Annotated in this window: 25 protein-coding genes and 2 tRNA genes; 15 read left to right on the plus strand and 12 right to left on the minus strand. The window is 40.2% G+C overall.

Going from position 1 to position 22,418, the window contains the following annotated elements; genetic code table 11:
• Positions 1 to 62: 62 nt before the first annotated feature.
• Complete coding sequence (gene lexA, locus HOD97_05045; protein MBT4280965.1) at positions 63 to 665, minus strand: repressor LexA; 603 nt, start codon at positions 663 to 665, stop codon at positions 63 to 65.
• Between the two features lie 141 nt (positions 666 to 806).
• Between lexA and gpmA the strand changes: the two genes are divergently transcribed.
• The gene (gene gpmA, locus HOD97_05050; GenBank protein MBT4280966.1) at positions 807 to 1,553 is read left to right on the plus strand and encodes a 2,3-diphosphoglycerate-dependent phosphoglycerate mutase; all 747 of its coding nucleotides are present in this window, start codon (positions 807 to 809) and stop codon (positions 1,551 to 1,553) included.
• 11 nt (positions 1,554 to 1,564) lie between these two features.
• Here the strand turns inward: gpmA and HOD97_05055 are convergent, their stop codons facing one another.
• From HOD97_05055 to HOD97_05095, 9 genes are all read right to left on the minus strand, one after another.
• Positions 1,565 to 2,185: a rhodanese-like domain-containing protein gene (locus HOD97_05055; GenBank protein MBT4280967.1), complete on the minus strand. Its 621-nt coding sequence runs from the start codon at positions 2,183 to 2,185 to the stop codon at positions 1,565 to 1,567.
• Positions 2,186 to 2,187: 2 nt separating this feature from the next.
• Positions 2,188 to 2,778, minus strand: coding sequence for a YeeE/YedE family protein (locus tag HOD97_05060; GenBank protein MBT4280968.1), 591 nt, complete (start codon positions 2,776 to 2,778; stop codon positions 2,188 to 2,190).
• 10 nt (positions 2,779 to 2,788) lie between these two features.
• Positions 2,789 to 3,298: a YeeE/YedE family protein gene (locus tag HOD97_05065; protein MBT4280969.1), complete on the minus strand. Its 510-nt coding sequence runs from the start codon at positions 3,296 to 3,298 to the stop codon at positions 2,789 to 2,791.
• A 10-nt stretch (positions 3,299 to 3,308) separates the two neighbouring features.
• Positions 3,309 to 4,247, minus strand: a complete 939-nt coding sequence (nrfD, locus tag HOD97_05070) for a polysulfide reductase NrfD (GenBank protein MBT4280970.1) — start codon at positions 4,245 to 4,247, stop codon at positions 3,309 to 3,311.
• 4 nt (positions 4,248 to 4,251) lie between these two features.
• Positions 4,252 to 4,785, minus strand: a complete 534-nt coding sequence (locus HOD97_05075; GenBank protein MBT4280971.1) for a 4Fe-4S dicluster domain-containing protein — start codon at positions 4,783 to 4,785, stop codon at positions 4,252 to 4,254.
• Complete coding sequence (locus tag HOD97_05080; protein MBT4280972.1) at positions 4,785 to 7,025, minus strand: molybdopterin-dependent oxidoreductase; 2,241 nt, start codon at positions 7,023 to 7,025, stop codon at positions 4,785 to 4,787. The genes HOD97_05075 and HOD97_05080 overlap by 1 nt, the downstream gene beginning before the upstream one ends.
• A gap of 5 nt (positions 7,026 to 7,030) precedes the next feature.
• Complete coding sequence (locus tag HOD97_05085; GenBank protein MBT4280973.1) at positions 7,031 to 7,507, minus strand: MerR family transcriptional regulator; 477 nt, start codon at positions 7,505 to 7,507, stop codon at positions 7,031 to 7,033.
• 217 nt (positions 7,508 to 7,724) lie between these two features.
• Entirely contained in the window at positions 7,725 to 8,450 is a 726-nt protein-coding gene (locus HOD97_05090; protein ID MBT4280974.1) for an ABC transporter permease, read from the minus strand.
• Entirely contained in the window at positions 8,447 to 8,755 is a 309-nt protein-coding gene (locus HOD97_05095) for a DUF971 domain-containing protein (GenBank protein ID MBT4280975.1), read from the minus strand. Before HOD97_05095 ends, HOD97_05090 begins: the two co-directional genes overlap by 4 nt.
• Before the next feature lie 71 nt (positions 8,756 to 8,826).
• Between HOD97_05095 and HOD97_05100 the strand changes: the two genes are divergently transcribed.
• From HOD97_05100 to HOD97_05135, 8 genes are all read left to right on the plus strand, one after another.
• Positions 8,827 to 8,900, plus strand: a tRNA-Val gene (locus tag HOD97_05100).
• A gap of 134 nt (positions 8,901 to 9,034) precedes the next feature.
• A complete protein-coding gene (locus HOD97_05105; GenBank protein MBT4280976.1) occupies positions 9,035 to 9,232 on the plus strand; it encodes a cold-shock protein in 198 nt (65 codons plus the stop codon).
• A 192-nt stretch (positions 9,233 to 9,424) separates the two neighbouring features.
• On the plus strand, positions 9,425 to 9,685 hold the full coding sequence (locus tag HOD97_05110; GenBank protein ID MBT4280977.1) for a hypothetical protein: 261 nt from the start codon (positions 9,425 to 9,427) through the stop codon (positions 9,683 to 9,685).
• A 23-nt stretch (positions 9,686 to 9,708) separates the two neighbouring features.
• Entirely contained in the window at positions 9,709 to 10,125 is a 417-nt protein-coding gene (locus tag HOD97_05115) for a universal stress protein (protein ID MBT4280978.1), read from the plus strand.
• Between the two features lie 28 nt (positions 10,126 to 10,153).
• Positions 10,154 to 11,476, plus strand: coding sequence for an ArsB/NhaD family transporter (locus HOD97_05120; GenBank protein MBT4280979.1), 1,323 nt, complete (start codon positions 10,154 to 10,156; stop codon positions 11,474 to 11,476).
• Complete coding sequence (locus HOD97_05125; GenBank protein MBT4280980.1) at positions 11,473 to 12,372, plus strand: hypothetical protein; 900 nt, start codon at positions 11,473 to 11,475, stop codon at positions 12,370 to 12,372. The genes HOD97_05120 and HOD97_05125 overlap by 4 nt, the downstream gene beginning before the upstream one ends.
• Before the next feature lie 262 nt (positions 12,373 to 12,634).
• Positions 12,635 to 13,318: a hypothetical protein gene (locus tag HOD97_05130; protein ID MBT4280981.1), complete on the plus strand. Its 684-nt coding sequence runs from the start codon at positions 12,635 to 12,637 to the stop codon at positions 13,316 to 13,318.
• 57 nt (positions 13,319 to 13,375) lie between these two features.
• Entirely contained in the window at positions 13,376 to 13,948 is a 573-nt protein-coding gene (locus tag HOD97_05135; GenBank protein ID MBT4280982.1) for a DUF3228 family protein, read from the plus strand.
• 1 nt (position 13,949) lies between these two features.
• Here HOD97_05135 and HOD97_05140 read toward each other — a convergent pair whose 3' ends face one another.
• Positions 13,950 to 14,873 carry a T9SS type A sorting domain-containing protein gene (locus tag HOD97_05140; GenBank protein MBT4280983.1) on the minus strand — a complete coding sequence of 308 codons (924 nt, stop codon included), beginning with the start codon at positions 14,871 to 14,873 and terminating at the stop codon, positions 13,950 to 13,952.
• A 39-nt stretch (positions 14,874 to 14,912) separates the two neighbouring features.
• A tRNA-Ile gene (locus tag HOD97_05145) sits at positions 14,913 to 14,985 on the minus strand.
• A 921-nt stretch (positions 14,986 to 15,906) separates the two neighbouring features.
• On the opposite strand from HOD97_05145, the gene HOD97_05150 reads away from it, so the two are divergent.
• The 6 genes from HOD97_05150 (at position 15,907) to HOD97_05175 (ending at position 22,163) form a co-directional block, all read left to right on the plus strand.
• The gene (locus HOD97_05150) at positions 15,907 to 18,300 is read left to right on the plus strand and encodes a hypothetical protein (GenBank protein ID MBT4280984.1); all 2,394 of its coding nucleotides are present in this window, start codon (positions 15,907 to 15,909) and stop codon (positions 18,298 to 18,300) included.
• A gap of 190 nt (positions 18,301 to 18,490) precedes the next feature.
• Positions 18,491 to 19,729, plus strand: a complete 1,239-nt coding sequence (locus HOD97_05155) for a hypothetical protein (protein ID MBT4280985.1) — start codon at positions 18,491 to 18,493, stop codon at positions 19,727 to 19,729.
• A 410-nt stretch (positions 19,730 to 20,139) separates the two neighbouring features.
• Entirely contained in the window at positions 20,140 to 20,691 is a 552-nt protein-coding gene (locus HOD97_05160; GenBank protein MBT4280986.1) for an ArsR family transcriptional regulator, read from the plus strand.
• Between the two features lie 5 nt (positions 20,692 to 20,696).
• Positions 20,697 to 20,957 (plus strand): four helix bundle protein, encoded by a 261-nt coding sequence (locus tag HOD97_05165; protein ID MBT4280987.1) that lies wholly within the window; start codon positions 20,697 to 20,699, stop codon positions 20,955 to 20,957.
• Between the two features lie 52 nt (positions 20,958 to 21,009).
• Positions 21,010 to 21,636, plus strand: a complete 627-nt coding sequence (locus HOD97_05170) for a UpxY family transcription antiterminator (GenBank protein MBT4280988.1) — start codon at positions 21,010 to 21,012, stop codon at positions 21,634 to 21,636.
• Positions 21,637 to 21,863: 227 nt separating this feature from the next.
• On the plus strand, positions 21,864 to 22,163 hold the full coding sequence (locus HOD97_05175) for a HigA family addiction module antidote protein (protein MBT4280989.1): 300 nt from the start codon (positions 21,864 to 21,866) through the stop codon (positions 22,161 to 22,163).
• Positions 22,164 to 22,418: the final 255 nt, after the last annotated feature.

The raw sequence follows: 22,418 nt of genomic DNA on the forward strand, positions 1-22,418 counted from the left end.
AGCGCACCAAGTATACATTTTTCAACCAAAGTATCCGGACGCAGTTCTATATTTATGTTTCATTAATATTCCCGAAAGGAATAGAGAAGCACGCCGTTAATTTTGAAATGATCTGTTTTATGAACCATAATCACAGGGTAATTCGGATTACGGGGATGAAGTTCCACATGTCCATTGGTGGGTTGATAACGCTTGAGCGTGGCCTCACCATTAATAAGGGCCACAACAATCTGCCCCGGATTTGCTTCCGCAGATTTCCGCACAATAATATAATCGCCATCTTCAATGTGATCTCCCACCATAGAATCACCTTTGACCTGAAGTACAAAATTATCCGGGTGAATAAAAGGCGTTGGCACAGAAATCGATTCTGCATTTTCCAGCGCTTCGATGGGTTCCCCTGCAGCAATTAAACCCAACAATGGCAGGCGGGCCGGTGTGGCGTGATCCTCATGAGTGAGGGCTAAAGCCCGCTTGCCGTTAGGTCCTTTGGAACGATCAAGATGGCCGTTGTGAGTCAGGGCATTGACATACCAGTGAACCGTCCCCAAAGATGCAAATCCCATGCCATTCATAATTTCTTCATAAGAAGGGGCTTGGCCGTATTCAACAGTATAACGTTGAACAAAGCTCAAAAACTTTTGCTGTTTGAATGATAAAGTCATTTGATTATTTAATCTTTAATTCCCGTAAGTTACTCGTAAGTATATTACGGGATAAAAAAAATATATACAAGTATTTTTTCTTTTTCTACTTTCGGATACCGTCATTCTAATCGAACTTCTACATCAAGTTTGAGATCAAAAATGACTACGCTCGTACTACTTCGTCATGGCGAGAGCCAATGGAATCTGGAAAATCGTTTTACCGGTTGGACTGATGTAGGTCTAACTCTGCGCGGGCAAGACGAAGCAAAATCCTCCGGGCGAATCTTGAAAGAGGATGGATATAAATTTGATGTGATTCACACATCTGTTTTGACGCGCGCAATCCGCACGATGGAATTATGTTTGGACGCAATGAATCTGAAAGATATTCCAATTTATTATCATTGGCGTCTGAATGAACGGCATTACGGCGCACTCCAAGGACTTAACAAAGCTGAGACCGCTGAAGAATACGGCGAAGAGCAAGTCCATATATGGCGCCGAAGTTATACCACATCGCCTCCAAAACTGGATTTTGATGATGAGCGCCATCCGCGGTTTGCCGATCTTTACAAAAATTTTGCGCCTGAAGAATTGCCGGCATCAGAGTGCCTTAAAGATACAGTAGAACGATTTTTGCCTTACTGGCACGACCAGATTGCACCCGATGTTAAATCCGGGAAACGAATATTAATTGTGGCTCATGGGAATTCGCTTCGAGCTCTGGTAAAATACTTGGATAATATTTCGGATGAAGAAATTGTTGACTTAAATATCCCGACCGGCGTTCCGTTGGTATATGAGCTTGCTGAAGATTTGAAACCCATCAATCATTATTATTTAGGGGATCAGGATGCTATTGCTGAAAAAGCCGCCGCCGTTGCTGCGCAGGGAAAAACGAGGTAACCAACTAGATATCAACACCCTCCCTCTGGCGCTTTCTTTTTCTTTCTTTGTTTAATTTTTGGCTTGGTTATTTTTGTTTTTGTTGAAGTTGTTTTAGATATTCCTCCACTCCCAAAATACTGACTGGCCCCTTTTCTGAATTCATATTTTGCAATTTCATCATCCGGCGATGTGGACTTCGGTTTATTGGGATTTAAAATTGTTTCTGTCCAATAATTCAATCCGCCCATTAATACCGTATTGTTTTCATAGCCAAGTTGTCGAGATATCATCCAAGCTTCGTGGGCCCGTGTTGTACCATTAGAATAAAGAATGTTCATTTTAATATCCTGATCTAAAAAATCAACCCATTCATCATCCAATAATTGATTTAGCGGAATATTAATCGCACCATCTAAATGAAAATTTTGAAATTCATCTCTAGATCGTATATCGATAAGTTGAATGGATGGATCATTGTTGATTAACCATTCTGCAAGCTCATCCGGATGAATAAGTTCAGACCCATATTGTACCTCATTCAACATTTCTGAAGCTGTAAGTCGAAATGGTTTTGTGGTATTTTCCGGCACAAATGCAATGATAAGTCCAAATCCTAATAGCACGGCCGTAAGTTTATTTCGAGGTGTCATGGTTAATACTCCTCTCTTGGAAATTTTTTCTCAGCAATTTCAGCAATCCAAAACATAATTAAAGCCGCAATAATTACGAAAAAAGTCAGGAATCCTTGAGAAATACCCAAAATTTTAGATAGTTTTATCTGACCAAGGTATTCCGCCATATAGAGTGATTTGATCATGGGATAAAATTCGCCAAAAACGAAAATTCCTATAAAAATACCACCGACAAACACCATGGCATCAATTTTACCAATGGCTGCTGCACATACACTTGTTCCCGGGCAGAATCCACCTATGATAAATCCAGCGCCCATAATAATGCCGCCAACTATCGCTGACCATAAGTATGTGGGGTTGACCCATACCAAGTTCAAATCAATCCAGTCAAACAAGCTAAAATAGAGCAACCCAAGCATGCCTGTAACTGCAGCGGTAAAAAATACTTTTAAAACAACAGCATCATATCCGTAAAAAACACCTGCAAGTTTTCGGCTTGAGGAGAACCCTGCTTGTTCTAATATAAACCCAAATCCAATTCCTACAGCAAAGGCTATAAAAAAATTCCATCCCTCACCAATAACTTCTTGGGGTATTAAAGGTCCCATAATTAATCTCCTAAATCCAATTTTTTCTAAAAAAGTATGCCAATGCGAAAGCAGTGCCAAAAATAGCCATCATCGTTACAAACCCCGCCAAAGACAGAACAGCCATCCCAGTAAGAGCGGAACCGCTTGTGCAGCCGCGACCCAATTGACTACCGAATCCAAAAAGAATACCGCCAATGCCGGCCAACATAAGGCGCTTATTTGATGTAATTTTAGGACTATGCTCTACTTTCAATTTCAATCTACCCGCCAAAGCGCCTGATAGGAATCCCCCTACAATCACACCCAATATTTCATATACCAACCAAGAATTTAGTGGATTCTTTCCTTCGCCCGTATATTTACTATAATATTCAGAATTGGATGCATGATCAGAGGCAACCATTTCTACTGCTGTAACCACAACGCTTTTTACAGCACCACTGGCACCCAAGCCTCGCCCTGAAAAATAAAATGCAGATAGGAGGACCAGCCCCAATAGGACACCTGCAAGGTAGGGATTCATATATTTTGTTTTCATACTTTTCTCCTTAATAGAGCCAGCGACTTGCTTGACCCGCTTCGACTACAATAAACCGAAGCATAATGCTTCCAAATAATATCAATAGTGCCGGTATATAGGCAGGTACTGTCTTTTTCTTTAATTCTATAACTTCAAGGATTACAGGTACAATCAATCCAAAACCAACAACAAAAACCCAAAAACGAACTGTATATTCCCCACCTAAAAAGAGTTTTGCTGCTTCAATATGCACCTGCGTGCCCGCTAATAATCCCATAAATAAATGAGTAATTAAAAACAACTCTACTCCAATTAACATAAGATCTATTCTTGTAAACAAATGTCGTTCTTTTGATTTTGAAAAAAGAATAATGAAAGCCGTTCCTGCTGATAATCCAGATGTAAGGAAAAGGGGGCCCATTATGGCTGAATTCCAAAATGGCCTCGCGTTGAATGCCGATAATAATATACCCGTGTAAAGCCCCAATACAATTGCCAATACCATCATTATCCAGGCAATAATATTTCGAAATGATATAAATTTATCTATTATTATTTGTAACCATTGGTATTTCCAATCCCAATTAGGGAAAGCCTCTTCGACCCAACTGGCTGACCAAATCACAGATAGTGGCGTTATAACGAGCAATGTCCACGCGCCCCAACTCATAGGCGACTCCCAACGAATATTTGTATATAATTGCCAAAAATAAAGCTTATGGCTTAAATCAAGAAAAAGTGCAAATAACCCAACACCAAGCAAAATGGGTGTAATCATCGGCGCAATCATAACAGCAATTGGAAATTCTTTTGATTTTCCTCGAATGGCATAAAGAGCGGAAAAAAATAAAATCCCAGCCACTAACCCCCCAATAAAAAGATAGAGCGGAATTTCCCAATGCCAAACATGCAACACTGGATCAATCTCCGGATTCATTCTACCGCTTACAATTATTTCTTCTATCATAATATTATATCAAATAGTATATGTTTGGTTCAGTCCCGGCTTCTGGAATAAGTGTTTTCCATTTTCGTTTTTTCAATAATTTTGAAATATCACTATTGGGGTCATCAGTATCTCCAAAATACATACATTTTGTAGGGCAGACCTCAACGCAAGCAGGATCTTCTCCTTTTTCAACTTTATGAATACAAAAGGTGCATTTATCCACATGCCCTTCTGGGTGAATATATCTTGCATCATATGGGCAAGAGGCAATGCACGCCTTACATCCAATACACTGGTCAGGATCGACAAGAACTATCCCACCTTCAACTATATGGCTTGCTTCCGTTGGACAGCAACGTACACAAGGCGCATTGGTACAATGGTTACATCGTTCACTCCGCATCTCCATCGATAAATCAGGATATGTTCCAGAAGTCGCTTCCACGACCCAATCTCGACAAAAACCATCTGGCACATTATTTTCAATTTGGCATGCTACAACACAATCGCTACACCCAACACATTTTTTCGTATCGATGGCCATGGCATAACGCATTAGACACCACCTTGAACTGGCATTTCAGTATGAAATGTCACAAAGTTCCCCCGCATACCAGTACCACCCATTTCAGGATCAATGTGTACCTTTGTGATTAATTCTGCATCGCTTGCACCTTTGCCATGAGCTCGGGAAAGATTTTTATTCGTATGACCAAACCCATGAACCATATAAATTGAATCCCATCGAATTCGCTCTGTAACTCGAACCTTGATGGGGAATGAAGAAATAACACCATCCTGATTTTCTAACCAAATTTTCTGATCGTTTTTTAATCCCCACTCTTTAGCAACTTTCGGATTAATCCATACAGAATTTTCATCCATTAGATTGGTTAAGTTTGGATTGTTAGCTGTTCGGCTAAACGTGTGCATGGGCGCCCGACCGTAAATCAATCTATAAAATCCATCGGGTGGTTCTTCGTGAGCCGTATATTTTGGTAAAGGATCATATCCTTCGTCTTCCATTGATGTTGAATACAATTCAATTTTACCCGTATTGGTATTGAATTCATATTCTTCAAGGTTTTCTAAGGGATAAAGATCATCAAATTCACGAGCATATTTCTTGAGACCAATCTTTTTCATTTCCTTTAACGAAGAACCAATTTGTTTTAACTGCCAATCTAATTCTTCTTCTATTGTTTCAAATGGAAAGTATTCATCCAAACCAAGGCGACCGGCCAACTCTTTTGCCATCCACCATGCCGGTTTTGAATTATACTTTGGCTCAGCAGCAGGGGCTCTCAATGCCACTGTTGGTTCACGATGGCTACTCACTCTCAAATTATCATATCGTTCCAAATAGGTACATTCCGGTAAAACTACATCTGCCCATCCTGTTATTTCCATGGGCATCGTATCAATGGCAACCATTAGGTCTAAATTTTGAATAGCTTTTAAAGTATTCTTCTGATCAGGTAAGGTGGAAATAAGATTTGTACCATTAACAAACCAACCCTTGAATGAACAATCTCTCTCAACAGTAGGTATCGTGGCATCACAAATCCCCGATGCCAATGCAAGGCCTGCTAATTTATACTGTCCCGGAAATGCATCCCGCCATGTTTTAGTTGGTTTTGGATATTTTGGTAGCTTCAATTTGGCAACTTTATATTTTTCCGGGTTATAAAAGCCTCCACGTCGCCCCCAGCTGCCCAATAAAGCATTTAGGATTGAAACAGCGCGCAAACGCTGAGTATCGTCACCATACCAGGTGACATGTCGTCCTGGATGAACAATTACAGATGGTGAGGCATTGGCCATTTCTTTGGCAGTTTTACGAATGACATTTGGTTTAATTGTGGTAATACCATAGGCCCACTCTGGTGTAAAATCTTTTACATGCGATTTTAGCTCTTCAAAGCCAAATGTATATTTTTCCACATATTTCTTATCATACCATTCTTCTTTAATAATCACATGTATCCATGCAAGAAGAAGAGCCATATCGGTCGCCGGTTTTATGGGTAGCCAATAATCTGATTTACTAGCGGCAGTGGAAAAACGGGGGTCCACAGTTATAATGGTTGCGTCTTTATCTATGGCATCAGACATTTCTTGAACTTGCCCATTATGCATATTTTCACCAATATGAGATCCAATCAATACCAAGCAATCCGTATCGCGAATATCTACTCGTTCTGGTGATCCAATTCCTTCGCCATAGGTTGCAAAAAATGCAACTTCTCTAGGCCCCCTACATTGTGCATAAGATGGGGCCGTTATATTGGGAGAGCCAAATGCTTTTAGCATGCGCCCAAAGTGTTTACCCCCTGAACCGTGAGAAAATAGGGCTATACATTCCGGGCCATATTTTTCTGAAATTTTTTGCATTTTTTCCGCAATATAATCAAATGCCTCATCCCATGTGGCTTCACGAAATGTTTGACTGCCTCTTTTTCCTGTACGAATTAAAGGTGTCTTTAACCTGTCATCATCATAATACATTCCAACGCCACCGGTACCACGTGGACATAACCGCCCATTACAATGGGGATCATTATCATGGCCAGTTAATTTCCAGATATCACCCTTTTCGTTTAAATGGGCCCAACCTGCACATTTCCAAAAACATACTTCGCAATAGGTAGGGATTTTATTGAATGTTTGCTGAAGATCGGCTTCGGTTAAAACCGCGCCAGTTGCCCAATCAAAAATGGGATTTGCCATCGCTAGGCCGCCTAAACCGGCAGTTGATATTTTAATGAAATCTCTTCTGTTAAATTGTTTTGACATATGATCTAGTAGAGGCCTTCGTCCAAAATATTTTTGTAAAGATGCTTTATATCCGTGCATTTATTCGCCAGTTGATACACCTTACATTCACGGCAATCCACATCCACGCAATCCATTCCTTTTGGATTTGCTTTCCAACAGGGTTTTGTTGAGACGGTATATGCTTCGCAAGAATTTCGACTGGATTTACTGCATGGCTTAATGATCCAACACGGAACAAGGGCAAGCAAACTTTTGATGCCGGCAATGTTGAGTCCTTCTTCATCTAGATGCTTTCGAATGCAAAGAATCCGGTTGATGTCTACATCAGAGTAGAGTCGTCTTTTTGTTTTAGTTTTATGGGGAAGTATGAGCCCTCTATCTTCGTACATACGTAAAGTAGAAATGGCTGTATTGGTAAGTTTTGCGGCTATAGATATCGTATATAAAGGCCGGGAGTCATTGTTGGGAATATTCGAATTTTGTGATTCGCTAGTATTCATTATCTATATCCAGTGCAGTAGATTATCTCATTTCTATAGTAAAGTTAACATATAATAAATTACACTACAAGAAAACAAGATCAGCATGTCTGATATAAATAATTTTTTTACGAATAGCCAATCTTTCAACTTTTGTTCTAAATTAATAAATTACCGAATTGCGAACATCTGTGTTAACACATTCGCTAAGATGGTGTGGTAACTCAAATATACATAATCATTCTTCTGACGCTAACTCAGATAATTGTGGTTTTATCAGCATTAAAAACATGGCGGTTGAAAACCCAACAGCACTAAAGATCATGCACATTACCATAATTTGATACCGAACTGCAATGAGAGGAGAAATCCCTGATAAAATTTGGCCGGTCATCATCCCCGGCAGAGACACCAAGCCTACTGCAAAAAGAGAATTAGTGATGGGAATCAATGCTGCTCTCAAGGCAATTCCCCGGGCTTTAAAATAGCTCACATCCCTAGTCATTTCTGATTCTAACCGTTCCGCAGCAAGGCTCACGCCATTCATAGAGCTGGCGAAAATCATTCCGGCTAGAGGAATCATGTAGCGGGGCATAAACCAAGGATCCAATTGTAAAACGAATTGAGTTACCAAAAGCAATGTTAAGCCGCCTCCAACCAATATAGATAAAAGGGCAAATTGGTAAAACGCCCTTCTTTTATGTTGGATGGACCCAAGGGCGATCCAGCTAGCTGCAAAAACCATCACCGATAAAACGCCCACCGTTATGGAAGCATCTTCAGATTCGAAAATGTAAGATAGGAAATAGCCGATTAACAGTAATTGGATCAACATTCTGAGTATCGCATAAATGGCATTTTTCCATTCTAAAGACCATGTATGCAGAAGGCCTATAACGACTGCAACCGGAAGGAAAACCAACACAAGGCTAGAAAAGGGGATGGTTGTTATGGTTTCATTCATGTGGTGAGAATTTCCAGCGTTTCAGATGAAAAAATGCCTGTACTGTGTTTATCTCCCCAGAGCGGACGAAGACCGTAGTATCCAACGGACTCAATACCGATAAGTTGGTAGCTTGTGTCTGATTTTTCTGTTTCCGGACCTTTGTACACGGTTCCGAAAACATCCTTTTCACCGGCACAGTTTGCGCACGGACAGGCGTCTCGCAATGATGTTAATTCAATCATCGCTTCGGATTCATCATCCCACTTAATAAGTAAATAATTATTTACAACCTCATAATGATTGATCTTTTTTTCTTGCGCCATGGGTCTTGTCCTGCCTCAATTGAACGCCTAAATTTGCGCCACGTCTTTTTGATTAAAAAGGAAAATAGTTTGGGCGATTAGCTCAGTTGGTTAGAGCGCTGCCTTCACATGGCAGAAGTCGGGGGTTCAAATCCCTCATCGCCCACGTATCATAAGCCCTCGTTTTACAACCTGTGTCTAGATCTATCCAGCCATGAATCCATTTATATTCCGTATTGATATGTATCAAAAAAGAGATACATTCCATCAAGTAATTTTAACAGCATAAGGAACAGACCAATGCAAGAAGGAAAAGTAAAGTTTTTCAATCAAATGAAAAACTTTGGTTTTATCACCGGTGATGACGGCAAAGATTACTTTGTCCACTCCAGTTCTCTGGCAGAAGGAATTTATATTCGCGAAGGCGATAAAGTTTCTTTTGAAGTCGAAGACGGTGAAAGAGGACCGAAAGCAGAAAAGGTTGAACTAATAGACTAATTCAGGTCCGTTAATTCTCTTTTATAAAAGGGCAGTGATTTCACTGCCCTTTTTCTTTTGGTGCTCTTTGAATGCCACAAACGAATAGAGCGAAACCAATTCAGAAAAAGGTTCAAAAGTGATTCATCTCGTCTTATTTTCGATCGCGAAATATCGTAAAATGATTCAAACCATAACACTAAGGAAATAATTATGGATTCAATTGCCATTATTGTCATTGTTTTTTTACTGCTTTTAATCGGAATCGGTTTTGCCTCTCGCTCTGGTGTGGCACCTGCGGAATCTCAGGATAAAATGCAGGAAGACATATCAGAGGAATCGGCAGAAGACCGACGCCAACTATCGTCGGATCGTCGCCGTACCAACGAGCGTAGATTTAATGAGTTGGGTGTTGAGGAAGACAGGAGGTCGGGTGCAGAGCGCAGGCTCCAATCCGATCGCCGTCACGAATAATTAAATCGTTAACGGATTCTAACATGAGTTATAATACTATTCTAGTAGCATTGTGCGGTCGAGGCGACGAAGCGGATGTAATCGGGCAAGCTGTTACAATCGCCGAAATGAATCATGCAAACCTTATCGCAGTTCATGTGAATGAACCTCACGCCGGAGAAATGTCCATGATGATGGACAGTCCGGGCCGCAAATTGGATGAAGAAGATATTCGGGAGAGATTTCGGGCTGGCGGCTTTAATGAGATGGCAGATAAAGTGGTTGTCGAAATAATAAGCGATGAGAGAATTTCGAAAATCCTCACCAAAATGACAGAAGATGCTGATTTGCTTGTGCTCGGCCACAGGCGGATGAGTACCTTTAAATCAAATCTAATGGATTCTATTGATGAAGGCATTGTGAATCACGCAAAATGTCCCGTTCTGGTAGTCCCCAAGTAACCCAAATCCTTCAAACTTCAGGCTAGTTATGGATATTTTGGTCGAATTCAAATTGGTTTTAATCCCAATTGTAGTTTTCTTAGTCGTTTACGCGGCAATTACATTTGAGTTGGTAAATAAAGCTGTTGCCGCGATGTCTGGTGTGTCGGTGTTGGTTTTGCTTCATGTTGTTGGTGAACACCAAGCAGTTGAACTGATAGATATGGAAACCATCATGCTGCTCACCGGTATGATGATCATTGTCAGTATATTGAGACTTTCCGGGTTTTTTACCATTGTATCGGTGAAAATTGCAGAAGTTACTCAGGGTAGCCCAACCCGCATTCTTGTTTTGTTCTCTATCGTAACCGCTTTAATGTCGGCATTTTTAGATAATGTGACTACCGTTCTCATTATCATCCCCATTATCATTGAACTGACTCGAGGTATGGGATTAGATCCTAAAAAATATGTCTTAAGCCAAGCACTCATTTCAAATATCGGTGGAACAGCCACCTTAATTGGGGATCCACCTAATATCATCATTGGGTCCAAAGTCGGCCTTACGTTTAACCAGTTTATGTTCAATCTTGCACCGCTTGTTGTGATTGTATTTATCATTATTCTTTTTGCATTATGGATCAGCAATCGGGATGAATACAAACCCATTAACACCAACCTAACTAAACTGCTTACGGTACAGCTTTTGATGGAAAAAATCCGCTTTGAATTTATGAATATTCGCATAGATCGAAGTATGATGCATAAAGGATTAATGTGTCTTTTTCTTGCCATTGCATTGTTTATGACGCAGACCATTACAAAACTTGCGCCGGGAGTGGTGGCCCTTTCGGTTGCGATGCTTCTGTTTATTATATCTAAAGCAGATGTCGAATATGTGCTTGAAGAAGTGGAGTGGTCCACGCTCATGTTTTTTGCAGGACTTTTTATTTTAGTTGGTGTTTTGGAAGAAACTGGCGTAATAGAATGGATTGCGCATCATGTGTTTGTAAAAGTGGGGGACAATCCTTATATAGCGGTCTTAATGGTGCTTTGGGTTTCAGGAATTATTTCCGGATTTTTAGATAATATTCCCTTCACAATTACAATGATTCCAATTATTCATTTGATGCTGGAAACCAATCCAATCCCCAACAACATTTTATGGTGGGCGCTTGCTTTTGGCGCCTGCTTCGGTGGGAATATTACCATGATTGGATCTTCGGCGAATATTGTTTCAATTGGGATTGCTAAAAAACATGGTGTCAATATCAGTTTTATGGATTTTATGAAAACCGGGGCATGGGTGACCTTTATTTCGCTTTCATTAGCATCAATTTATTTAACTTTTTTCCTGTGGATGTCACTATGAGCAATCAAGATCAAATGATCATGGATGGATTATTTCGAGATTTGGTTGAGGTCGTTTCCTCATCTAAAGCCAGCTTAATTACCCTCCGCTGTTTGAGCGAAGCTATTGATCAATTGGATTGCAGTCCAGATGATTTGGTTACCCAAATTGATGGAGCGACGGAAGTGATTTTAAAAAGTCGCCCGCGAATGTTTCCGCTGGATAACCAAATTCCTCTCTTTCAAATGAAGTTAAGGGAAAGTGGAATTACGGGTGATGGAAATAAAATCAAATTAGAAGCGAAAAAAATCTTGGGCGAATTGTCAAACCAATTAAAGGAAGATTTGTTAATCCTAACTCAGCGAAGTACCGAATATATAGAGGACGGCGATATTATTATTATTCACTCCGTTGAAGAAACAGTGGAAATGTTGTTGCCTGAGGCCAAAAGAGCAGGCAAAAATTTTGAAGTGTTGATTTTAAAACAAGACATTGTTAAAACTCGACAAGTCATAAAAACGATGGATCGCGAAGGCATTAAATACCGCATTATACCGGAATACGATCTAGTACATTATTTTAATGAAGCGACGAAATTATTTATTGGTGCTCAGGCTATTACATCGGATAAAAAAGTTGTGGCCGATAGTGGCACTTCTAACATTGTAAGCGAATGCCATATTCATAAATTGCCCATCTATTTGTTTGCCCTTACACTTGAATTTTCAGGGAAAATTGCCGAAGAACAAAATATCTATTTGAAAAAACAATCCGATTTCGTTGGCGATCTAGAATTCAAAATCCAATCCCATTCTCACGATATATTTCAGCTGGATTTGGTGGATCTTCTCATTACAGAAAAAGGTGAAATCGCGATCGAGCAAGTTTTGGATTATGTTCCCCTAAATGATGATTAATCTCCACCCAATCGATCCAAATTTCTAATCTGTTTCGTAATAAAAATTCTTCTTCAGGGAAATGTGGAAAGTGTTAAAAATAAATAACGCCTTAAAATTTGCGTTATGTTTGTATAATACAAATAATAAGCAATAATGTGGTTATTCTGCAAAAATTTGATTATTTCGAACACGAGCAGTACATTCGATCTTGTTACAAACAACATAACAACCAACCATCCGATAGAATAAAATGAATCAATCCAAAAAAATTTCAAATTCAATGCTACGAAAAATTCGACAAAGTGGAGGGATGTTACTTGCTTTCTTCATTGTCGGGTGTGTCATATTTAAACCACTAAAAATTGCAGTTCCTTCTGAATTATATGGTGTTGAAAGAATGAAGGTGGGCGGTGGTGAGAAATCTGTACTATTTGATTTTGGTCCGTTTCATGTGTTTGATATAGGAGAAAGCACCGGGAGAGTCTTGTACTCCGATTTTAAAAGTTCATATTACGAAATAAAATCTTTTGAATTCAAATTGAACGATCCGTTGGGGAATGTGTGGGAATGTTGGTGTGAATACCCTCAAAGAAGTTTATTTGACGAACGGATTCGGTGTACATTCCAGGACGATCGCAATCCTGCTATTCTCTGGAATCTGGTTGATTCCACGCTTACCCTAGATCAGGATATCTTAACCATTCGTCCCTATTTTAAAACGGTCGAAAAACGAAGGATTGGCAGTACGTTAATGGGTTATACGTTCTCATCTTCCGATTCTGTACGAGCGATGGTTGATATTTCAAGTGCCAGAAGTGAAGCCATTTGGATTAATCCAAATGTGAAAACAAACTCCGCATTAGCAATAGCAGCTACTTCATCGGCGTTTATTCTAAAACATCGCCAACTTCATTATAATCAGAAAATAGATGACCAAAGTCCAGGATCAGATTTTGGAATGTAATTTAGAAATTTTCGATCATTATATGAAATTTACTTATTTGATAACACCGATTATACCATGATACAAAAACCAGTTACAGTTGCCGTAAATGATTTTGTCCGAAGACAAATAAAAGGCTCAGGCAAAACCTATTCCCCGACAATGAGTTTTGAAGAAATCGCAAATGTGGCACAAGAACATTTACACAACGGGAATTACAGAGAAGGATATCGGGATGGTGTTCGAATCATTTCTGTTCGCAGTGAATTTAATCAATCCTTCGTCTGCCCTTTTATTAAACTGGAAAAATCTTCAATTCTAAATGCAACCGTAGTAAAGAGAAGACCGGAAGAAGAACCCTACATCCAAATTCGCGCAACCAAGGGTAAGCCACTACTAACGGGAAAAGTGGAACTAATCCTATACCGTCATGATGTTTTAGCGGAAAACAAGGAACACTCGACTGAAGAAGATTGGGAATTAATCAGCATGCATGCGCTACCGAAAGGCGTAGAAAAATTACCGATGGGTCCTGTGACCATGATGAGAAACCAGCTTGAACTTGCCGGCGGAACCAAAGCACATTATTCATCGGAAGAATGGGCAGAAGCGGTACGGTTTTGGCAGCAATACGCTGCTTTGGAAATCTAGCTTATTTCAGGAACAGGATTTTCCGTGTAGCGATGCCGGAAGAAGATGAAAGCAACGCAAAATATAATCCGGCTGACTGATTTTGAGGATGCCAGACAATTGAGTGTGTCCCGGGCTGATAAGAACCATTAGACAATCTTTGAACATGAGCGCCGGTAACATCAACAATATCAAGTGTAATAAACGTTTTCTCGTTGACTGAGAATATTATGGTTGTGGATGGATTAAACGGGTTCGGGGCAATGGTTTGTATCTCAAATTGTCTTGGGATAACCTGAGATTCAGGTTGCACGGCCAAATCTATTGGTATTTCCGCCGGATAAAGATTGAATTGTCCATTGGTAATAGTTTTAGCATAAAAAATATTGGTCGGAGTAACGAGACCGTTAAAAGATCCCGCCACAGAATCCGAATCGGAAGTGGCAAACGTAATACCTCCGCTGACATTGACGTAAGCGTTGTTAACTAAAAGAGTAAGTATCTCAGCTAAAAGGCTATCTGTATTAATGGAATCCGGATTAACGATATCTGAGGAATCAGGCAAAATGCTGAATAAATCTGCCGCAAATACGGAATCAATATTTTCTAACAAAATCATGGATGGAAACGGATCCTCAGGATTAAATATCGGAAAAGTAGCGTCCGTTATTCCATCCCCGGTTGTATCTCTCAGTAAAATTAGAAAAATATCTACCGAATCGTCGCCGGCTGGCTGAAAAGCACTGATAATAAGAGTGGTTGTATCTTCATCCGCAAATTGAATCGCTCCGGCACCCGAAGTAGTGTCCACGCTAAAATCACCGGAGAACGTTCCATTGCCGCCAAGGCCGCTATAATTAAATGATAGAGATCCAGAATAGGTAGTTGGGTCTTGCCCAAACAAGGGAAGCAATAAAATTAAAGTTATGATGATGATTCTATGCATCTTCGCGCCTTTGTGTTGGAATGTTATGGAAAAAAGTTGTGGGCCCACCAGGATTCGAACCTGGAACCGACGGATTATGAGTCCGGCGCTCTAACCGTTGAGCTATGGGCCCCAAAGGGTGTGAAATTTAACGCTGCAGCTTAATTAATGAACAACCAACTTAAGTATTAAATGTTGAAGTACATACCGATCCGGATCATAGGGAGGTAGATGGGTGGACACCTAACAAACAAGAAGTTAAGATAAATTTACCTGCACCATAATCTTTTTGGGAATATAAGATCCAATTGTTCGGGAAGATGTATGAACTAAAGCAACAACTATATAATAGCTATTCTGTTTCAATGCAATTGAGTTGCCCATCAAGTGGAGAGATTAACACATTGTGTTTGTTTGGTGTGTATTTTAACCTATGTAGGAAATTTCATAGATTGATGAAATGTGTATATATGAACAGATTGGTATGGTTGGTTACTGTTCGAGGGTACCATTGCACATATTTATCAATTGTAGTTCAATAAAGTTTACGTTACGTTTACATAGAGAAACAAAATGTTACTATACATCATCCTCTTTATCCATCTGCCTCCCTTTGCGAAAGCTTGTTACTTCCGCAAAGTTGTATCGTGGACCTCAATCATCCATAATCGAGGAAGCTCTCCCAAAACATCAGAGAGTACCACAACCATCATTAGTCATGGAAGAATGTCTCTTTAAAGGGAATTTATAGGCCCACAACCACCTTGGTTGTGCCCAATTCCTATTCATTCCTTTTTGAAAGGTTTCCACTTCCGCAAAGTTGTTTTGTGAATCTCAATCATCTATTGTCGAGAAAGCGCTCCCAAACACCAGCCCAGTCATCGCGAGGATGCACGAGGACGCTATCCCCAAATATCTGTTTCAATTAAATTTGTAAATGAGTTGTATTATTATGTATAAGTTGTTTAAAATAGACAAATTCAATGAACAAAATGTGTACTAATATTGATAAATCGAGGTGTATATACACAAGAGGTGTATTATGAAACAATGGTTGAATAACAACACAATTCTAACTCTCCTTCTTTTCTCTGTGCTCTGCAATGTGTCTGGGCAAAGTACTGCCGAATTAAAGAAAAAAGCACAAGAAATGGGGATAACTCCTACACAAGCAAAAGAAATCGCCAAGCAGCGGGGGATGACGGACGCTCAAATCCAAGCCGAATTAAAAAAACGAGGGGTGTCTGCTGATTCTGAACTCGGAGGTTTGACTTCCCAAGAAGAAACAAGCGCGGATGGTTCCACTGAATTAACTGAAGAATCGGTAGTGGATTCTCCTGCTGAGGATGAAATAGAACCGGAGTCTGAAGAACAAGCTGCTCTAAAACCTCTTAACCGGTTCGGATATGATATTTTCCGTGGAGACCCCAGTGTATTCCAATCCTCCAATTTTGGCGCTGTTGATCCCAATTATAATATTGGTCCTGGCGATGAGGTTATCATTATGCTCTGGGGCGAAACGCAATTTCGACAAGTCTTTACGGTAAATCGAGAGGGGTTTATTTTTATGCCGGAAGTTGGACAAGTTTTTGTAAACAGTCAAACTCTCGGAGAACTGGAACGGAAACTTTCTCGCCTGCTTTCAAAAGTATATTCCAGCATCAGTCCCTCAACCGGGAAGGCTACAACTTTTATGGATGTGAGTTTGGGGAACCTACGCCCGCTCAGAATAATGGTTTTGGGTGAAGTTTCTCAGCCCGGCGCCTATTCTGTAAGCCCATCCGCCACATTGTTCACGGCATTATACTATTTTCGAGGTCCAACAGCTCTTGGGTCATTGAGAGATATTAGACTCATCAGAAACGGGAAGCAAATTGCCAGCATTGATTTTTATGATTATCTGCTTAGTGGTAAACAAACGAATGATGTCCGTTTACAACTTGATGATGTGATTTTTATCCCAACTAGAGGGAAAACTATATCCATCCAAGGATCTATTAATCGAAATGCCATATTTGAGTTAAAACAAGATGAGAATATCAGCGATCTTGTTCAAATGGCCGGAGGTATAGAAATAACCGCCTTCATCGACCGCGCCCAAATTGACCGAGTTGTTCCTTTTGAAGATAGAACGGAAGATTGGAATGACCGAGTTTTAACAGATTTTAACCTTGGTGAAGAATTAGCCGGGGGAAAAACACAAATTCGGTTACACGATGGTGATAAAATTCAGATTTTTTCTATTTTAGACATGCACAAGAACGATGTTCATATCGTTGGTTCTTCTGTCGTTCGCCCCGGTCGGTATGAGCTTAAGCCGGGTATGCGCGTTGGAGACCTTGTGGAAATGGCAGAAGGCCTACTGAGTGATGTATATTTACCACAAGCTCATCTCATCCGCACTCGTCCGGAAGATTTACGAGATGAACTATTAACAATCAACTTAGGAAAAGCGTTGGAAGGTGACACGTTAAATAATATCGAATTACAATGGATGGATAGATTGGTGGTTTTTAATGAGAATACAATTGAAAATTCGTTCAAATACGTTCGCATTTTAGGATCTGTAAAATCACCCGGCACCAAACCATTTTTTCCCGGAATGACGCTCAAAGAACTATTTTTGAATGCCGGTGGGTTTACGCCTGAAGTGTACCGCGCAAAAGTAGAAATTTCTCGGATTGATCCGGAAAATCCCCAACCAAATGATTATGCGAAAATTATTACTTTATCGTTTAACCAACACGATGCGGTTTCGCCCTATTTCTCACTTGACAATCTGCAAGACAGGGGCGGCATATTTTGTAATTACGAAATCCAGCCCAATGATATTGTCAGCATCCGCCGGGATCCGTATTTTAACCCGCAGAGACAAGTAACCATTGCCGGATCCGTTGTGTATCCCGGGACGTACAGTATTGATTCCCCAACTGAAAAAATTACGGATATTGTTTCTCGCGCCGGCGGTCTCCGACCTGAAGCATATCCCATGGGATCAACTTTTCAGAGAAACGGTGTGGATATTCAAATATCTATGAAAGAAATTTTGCGAAGGCCATCATCTTCGATGAATTTCACCCTAAAACACGGTGATATCATTGCCATTCCAGAACATCCTGAATTGGTATATGTTAATGGCGAAGTCAATAGCCCCGGAGCATATAAATATATTCCCGGGAAAAACCTTCGGTATTATCTCAAGAATGCAGGTGGCTATGCTCCCGATGCTGATGTAGATAATGTTTATGCCTCGTCTCCCGATGGAACTTCTATTCTTCATTCCAAGTGGAGTTTATTTTCTCCCGGAATTCCGGATGGGTCCATTATTACTGTTTCAAGGGTAGAAGATGCGGAACCGTTTGATAAGACGGAATTTGCTAAGGAAATGACTGCTATTTTTGCGAATTTTGCGCAAGTTGTTTCTGTCATTTATTTAGCCACTAGGTAATCACTCCCGTGATGCTGAATACATTCCGCTATTTCCCTTCCCCTTTTTTTATTAACAACCCCTCTGTGTCCAACCTTTCAATCTCCCCCAATGTTATATCAATCCAAAAACCCACTAATCAAATTTTTCATAAACACCCGAACACCCGAACACATGAACACTTCCCCTCTGTGTTCTCTGTGGCTAAAAAATGAATTTTGACCAACTCCTAGAATTATTGTACAATGCCAAGGGCATCACCCGGCTGGCAGACGTTGCCCGCGAGCTCGATGTTTCGCCCCAGGCGGTCAGCAACTGGAAGGCACGAAACCAAGTGCCGTATAAATACGTGGTAATAGTGAAAGAGCGCTTCGTTGCTGGAGAACTTGAAGGAGTGGAATCAGAAGAATCGGATAGAAATGTAAAACCACGTGCCGAAGAACTTCAGGCGCCAATGCCGTACGGTCCGTATGGTTTCCCCGAAGAGGACGAAATATCTCTGTGGGAAATTTTAGATGTGCTTAAAGAAAATATTCGGCTGATTCTAATCATTCCAACGGTAACCTGCATTCTAACCATCATTTATGTGCTCTTTATTGCTCAGCCGGTATTTACCTCCTCAGCGACTATTATTCCGGCAAGTGGAGAAAGTTCTATCGGGAATCTAGCGGGGATGGCTGCCCAATTTGGGATAACGGTACCCGGCGGGAATGAATCTGCCCCAAGTATGGTTTACCCGGAAATTATTCAAAGCCGGACGCTTGCTCGAAAACTTCTTAACAGAAAATTTAATACAAATGAGTACGGCCAAAATAAAACACTACTCCACATTCTTATGGTTGGGCACGATGAGCCAGAATATGGGTCGGATACCTTAGAAGCTTTGGCTATAGAATATTTGCAGGGAGAGGCGATTTCGGTTGAAAAAGATCGCCAATCGTCTATCCTTACGTTGACAGTCCAAGCCTTTGAGCCTCAACTGGCGGCAGATATGGCGACAGCATTGATTGAAGAATTGGATGAACATCAAAAACAATTCAACATTGAACAGGCAGCAAAAAAACGTATATTTATTGAAGAACGAATTGAAGAAGTGCGGTTGGATTTAGAAACAGCTGAAGAAGTACTCAAGGATTGGAGGCAGGGAAATAGAAATATCGGAGATTCGCCTGCACTTTTATTAGAGCAGGAACGCCTCATGCGAGAATCTGAAGTGCAAAAAAGTCTTTACATTACCCTAAAGCAAGAATATGAAATGGCTAAAATTGAAGAGGTGGAAGAATCTGATATTATATATATTTTGGATAAACCTGAGGTGCCTTTAGATAGAAGCAGCCCGAAGAGAAAGATGAGTGTGCTGCTGGCGGGGTTTCTCGGGATTGGAATGGGGGTGGTTGCGGCCTTCATAAGAAACTGGTACGAAACATCGCAAGATAAAGTAGCGGAATGATTTTTCTTAAACACCTTAACACTTTTGTCTTAACACTTTTTCTGGTTTGTTTTTCTTTTTTCAATAGAGCGGATATTTCGCCATTTTCTTTGGCGCAAAAAACAATATCATCCACGAATGACACGAATAATCACAAATATCAAAAAAGAAATGATCCATATTCTTGCAGTAAACATTGATGAAAAATTATAATGCAACTGCTAACCACCTAACAAAGCCATAAAAATAATTCGTGTTTTTTTCGTGCAATTCGTGGACAGGTTTTTCTTTTTTTCAATTTTCAATCCTCAATAGTCAATTATCAATTACGAGGTGTAAAGTGAAATCCTTTATCCAAAAAATTATATTGACACATATAGTTTCAAAAGCGTACTATATAACGAGTAATAAAATTACACGATAAAGAACTAATGCTTGAAACATTAATCACATCCAAAACAAGGATCAAACTTCTACTGAAGTTCTTCCTCAACCCGGGAACCCGGGCTTACCTTCGGGAGCTTGCCACGGAATTTGGGGAATCCACCAATGCCATTCGCGTGGAATTAAATCGTTTGACGGACGCCAAGTTGCTTGAACGAGGGGAAAATGGCAGGACGGTGATGTACAATGCCAATACCAATCATTCTCTATTTAGTGACATTCAGAATGTGGTAAAAAAATATATGGGAATTGATAAACTAGCAGAAGAGTTGGTTGCAAAACTTGGTGAGGTGAAAGTGGCATACGTTATTGGAGATTACGCGAAGGGTCATGATTCCGGGTTGATAGATTTAGTTTTGGTGGGACATATTGATGAAACCAAATTGAAGGAAGTAACCGCCAAAACCGAAACATTAATTGATCGCAAAATTCGGACGCTTATTTTGAGTGCAGATGATCTTAAAAAATTAACCAAACGGTTAAATCTTGATCGCGCTCTTTTGATTTGGGGAAAAGAAACAGTGAATAGTGAACAGTAATGCGTTTGAAAACCCACAAAGATTTAGATGTTTATCAGAATTCTATGGAATTAGTAACTGATATATACCATATGACTAAGTTTTTTCCCAGGGAAGAGCAATATGGCCTGACCAGCCAGATCAGGCGATCTGCTGTATCCGTCCCATCCAACATTGCTGAAGGTGCTGCCAGAAAAAGTAAACCGGAATTCATCCAATTTCTATATATAGCCCTTGGTTCATTATCAGAGCTAGAAACACAATTAATAATTTATTGTCAAAGATAACTAATGTACGGAAAATGATTTTTGGATTGGTTAAATCTGTCAAGAGCAAATCATGAAAAATATTCAATCCAATACCGCTCCCAGATCACAGTTCACCGCTCACAGTTCACAGTTCACCGCTCCCAGTTCACCGATCACGAAAAAGTGGTACGCCATTTACGTCAGATCTCGCCATGAAAAGGTGATTGATTCTGAGCTCAGATTAAAAGGCATTGAATCATCTCTTCCACTGATGACTACAATTCGCCAGTGGAGCGATCGCCGGAAAAAGGTAGAGGTCCCATTATTCAGAGGATATTTATTTGTGAAAATCGAATTAAAAACAGAAAAATTATCGGTTCTTCAAACGAATGGCGTTGTGAAGTTTGTGGATTTCAATCGAAATGTTGTAATCATTCCCGAACAGCAGATGTATTGGCTGAATCAAATGGTGGATTCTAAGCTTGGGCTTCACCCGGAGCAAAACCTGCCGATTGGATCAGAGGTGGATGTGTTGGTTGGTCCGCTGAGGGGGTTACGAGGAAGGGTAAAACAAAAAAATTCAAGAACAAGGCTGGTAGTGTGGATTGATTCAATTATGCAGGGTGTTTCTGTAGAATTGGATCTCGCGTGCTTGTCGCCTACATCGCCTAAAACCAGACATATTCGTTCCGCACACACAGGAGAATATATAGTGTAACCTCGTGATGATAAACTGTACTAAGAACTGATCACCGATCACCGATCACCGTTCACAGTTTACACATTACGAATCGCCCTTCACGGTTCCAATTTGGGACTGAAAGGGCGGAGCTATGTTTAAAAGATCTGGGTAAAAAATGGTTCGCAATACAGAATATGTTTCAGTTGGACGGAGTTTGGTCCAACTGAGGTAGAAATAACGGATTATCACTAAAGGAACAAAGAATGGTTAGAATACCTACAGATCGTAAACCAACTCATCCTGGAGAAATGTTGATTGAAGAATTCCTCAAACCTATGAATATTACACAAAAACAACTCTCGCTTTCTATACATGTACCATTTCAACGAATCAATGAACTTGTAAATGGTAAAAGAGGAGTTACACCCAGCACAGCACTTCGCTTTTCAGCATTTTTTGGGAATACGCCTGATTTTTGGATGAATATCCAACAACGTTGGGATTTGTATTGGGCGCAAGAAAAAGAGGCGAATGAATTACACCAAATACAACGCATCGCTTAAGTGAAGTACTGCCACTATCCACAAACAAAACAATATCATCCACGAATGACACGAATAATCACAAATAACAAAAAAGAGACGATCCATATTCTTGCAGTAAACATTGATGAAAAGTTATAATGCAACCGCTAACCACATACCAAAGCCATAAAAAAATAATTCGTGTTTTTTTTCGTGCAATTTGTGGACAGGAAGTTTTTTTCAATAGAGCGGATATTTCGCCATTTTCTTTGGCGCAAAGAAAACGGCTGCAAA

The sequence above is a fragment of the Candidatus Neomarinimicrobiota bacterium genome (assembly GCA_018651745.1).
Classification (GTDB): Bacteria; Fidelibacterota; Marinisomatia; order Marinisomatales; family TCS55; genus JAAZYX01.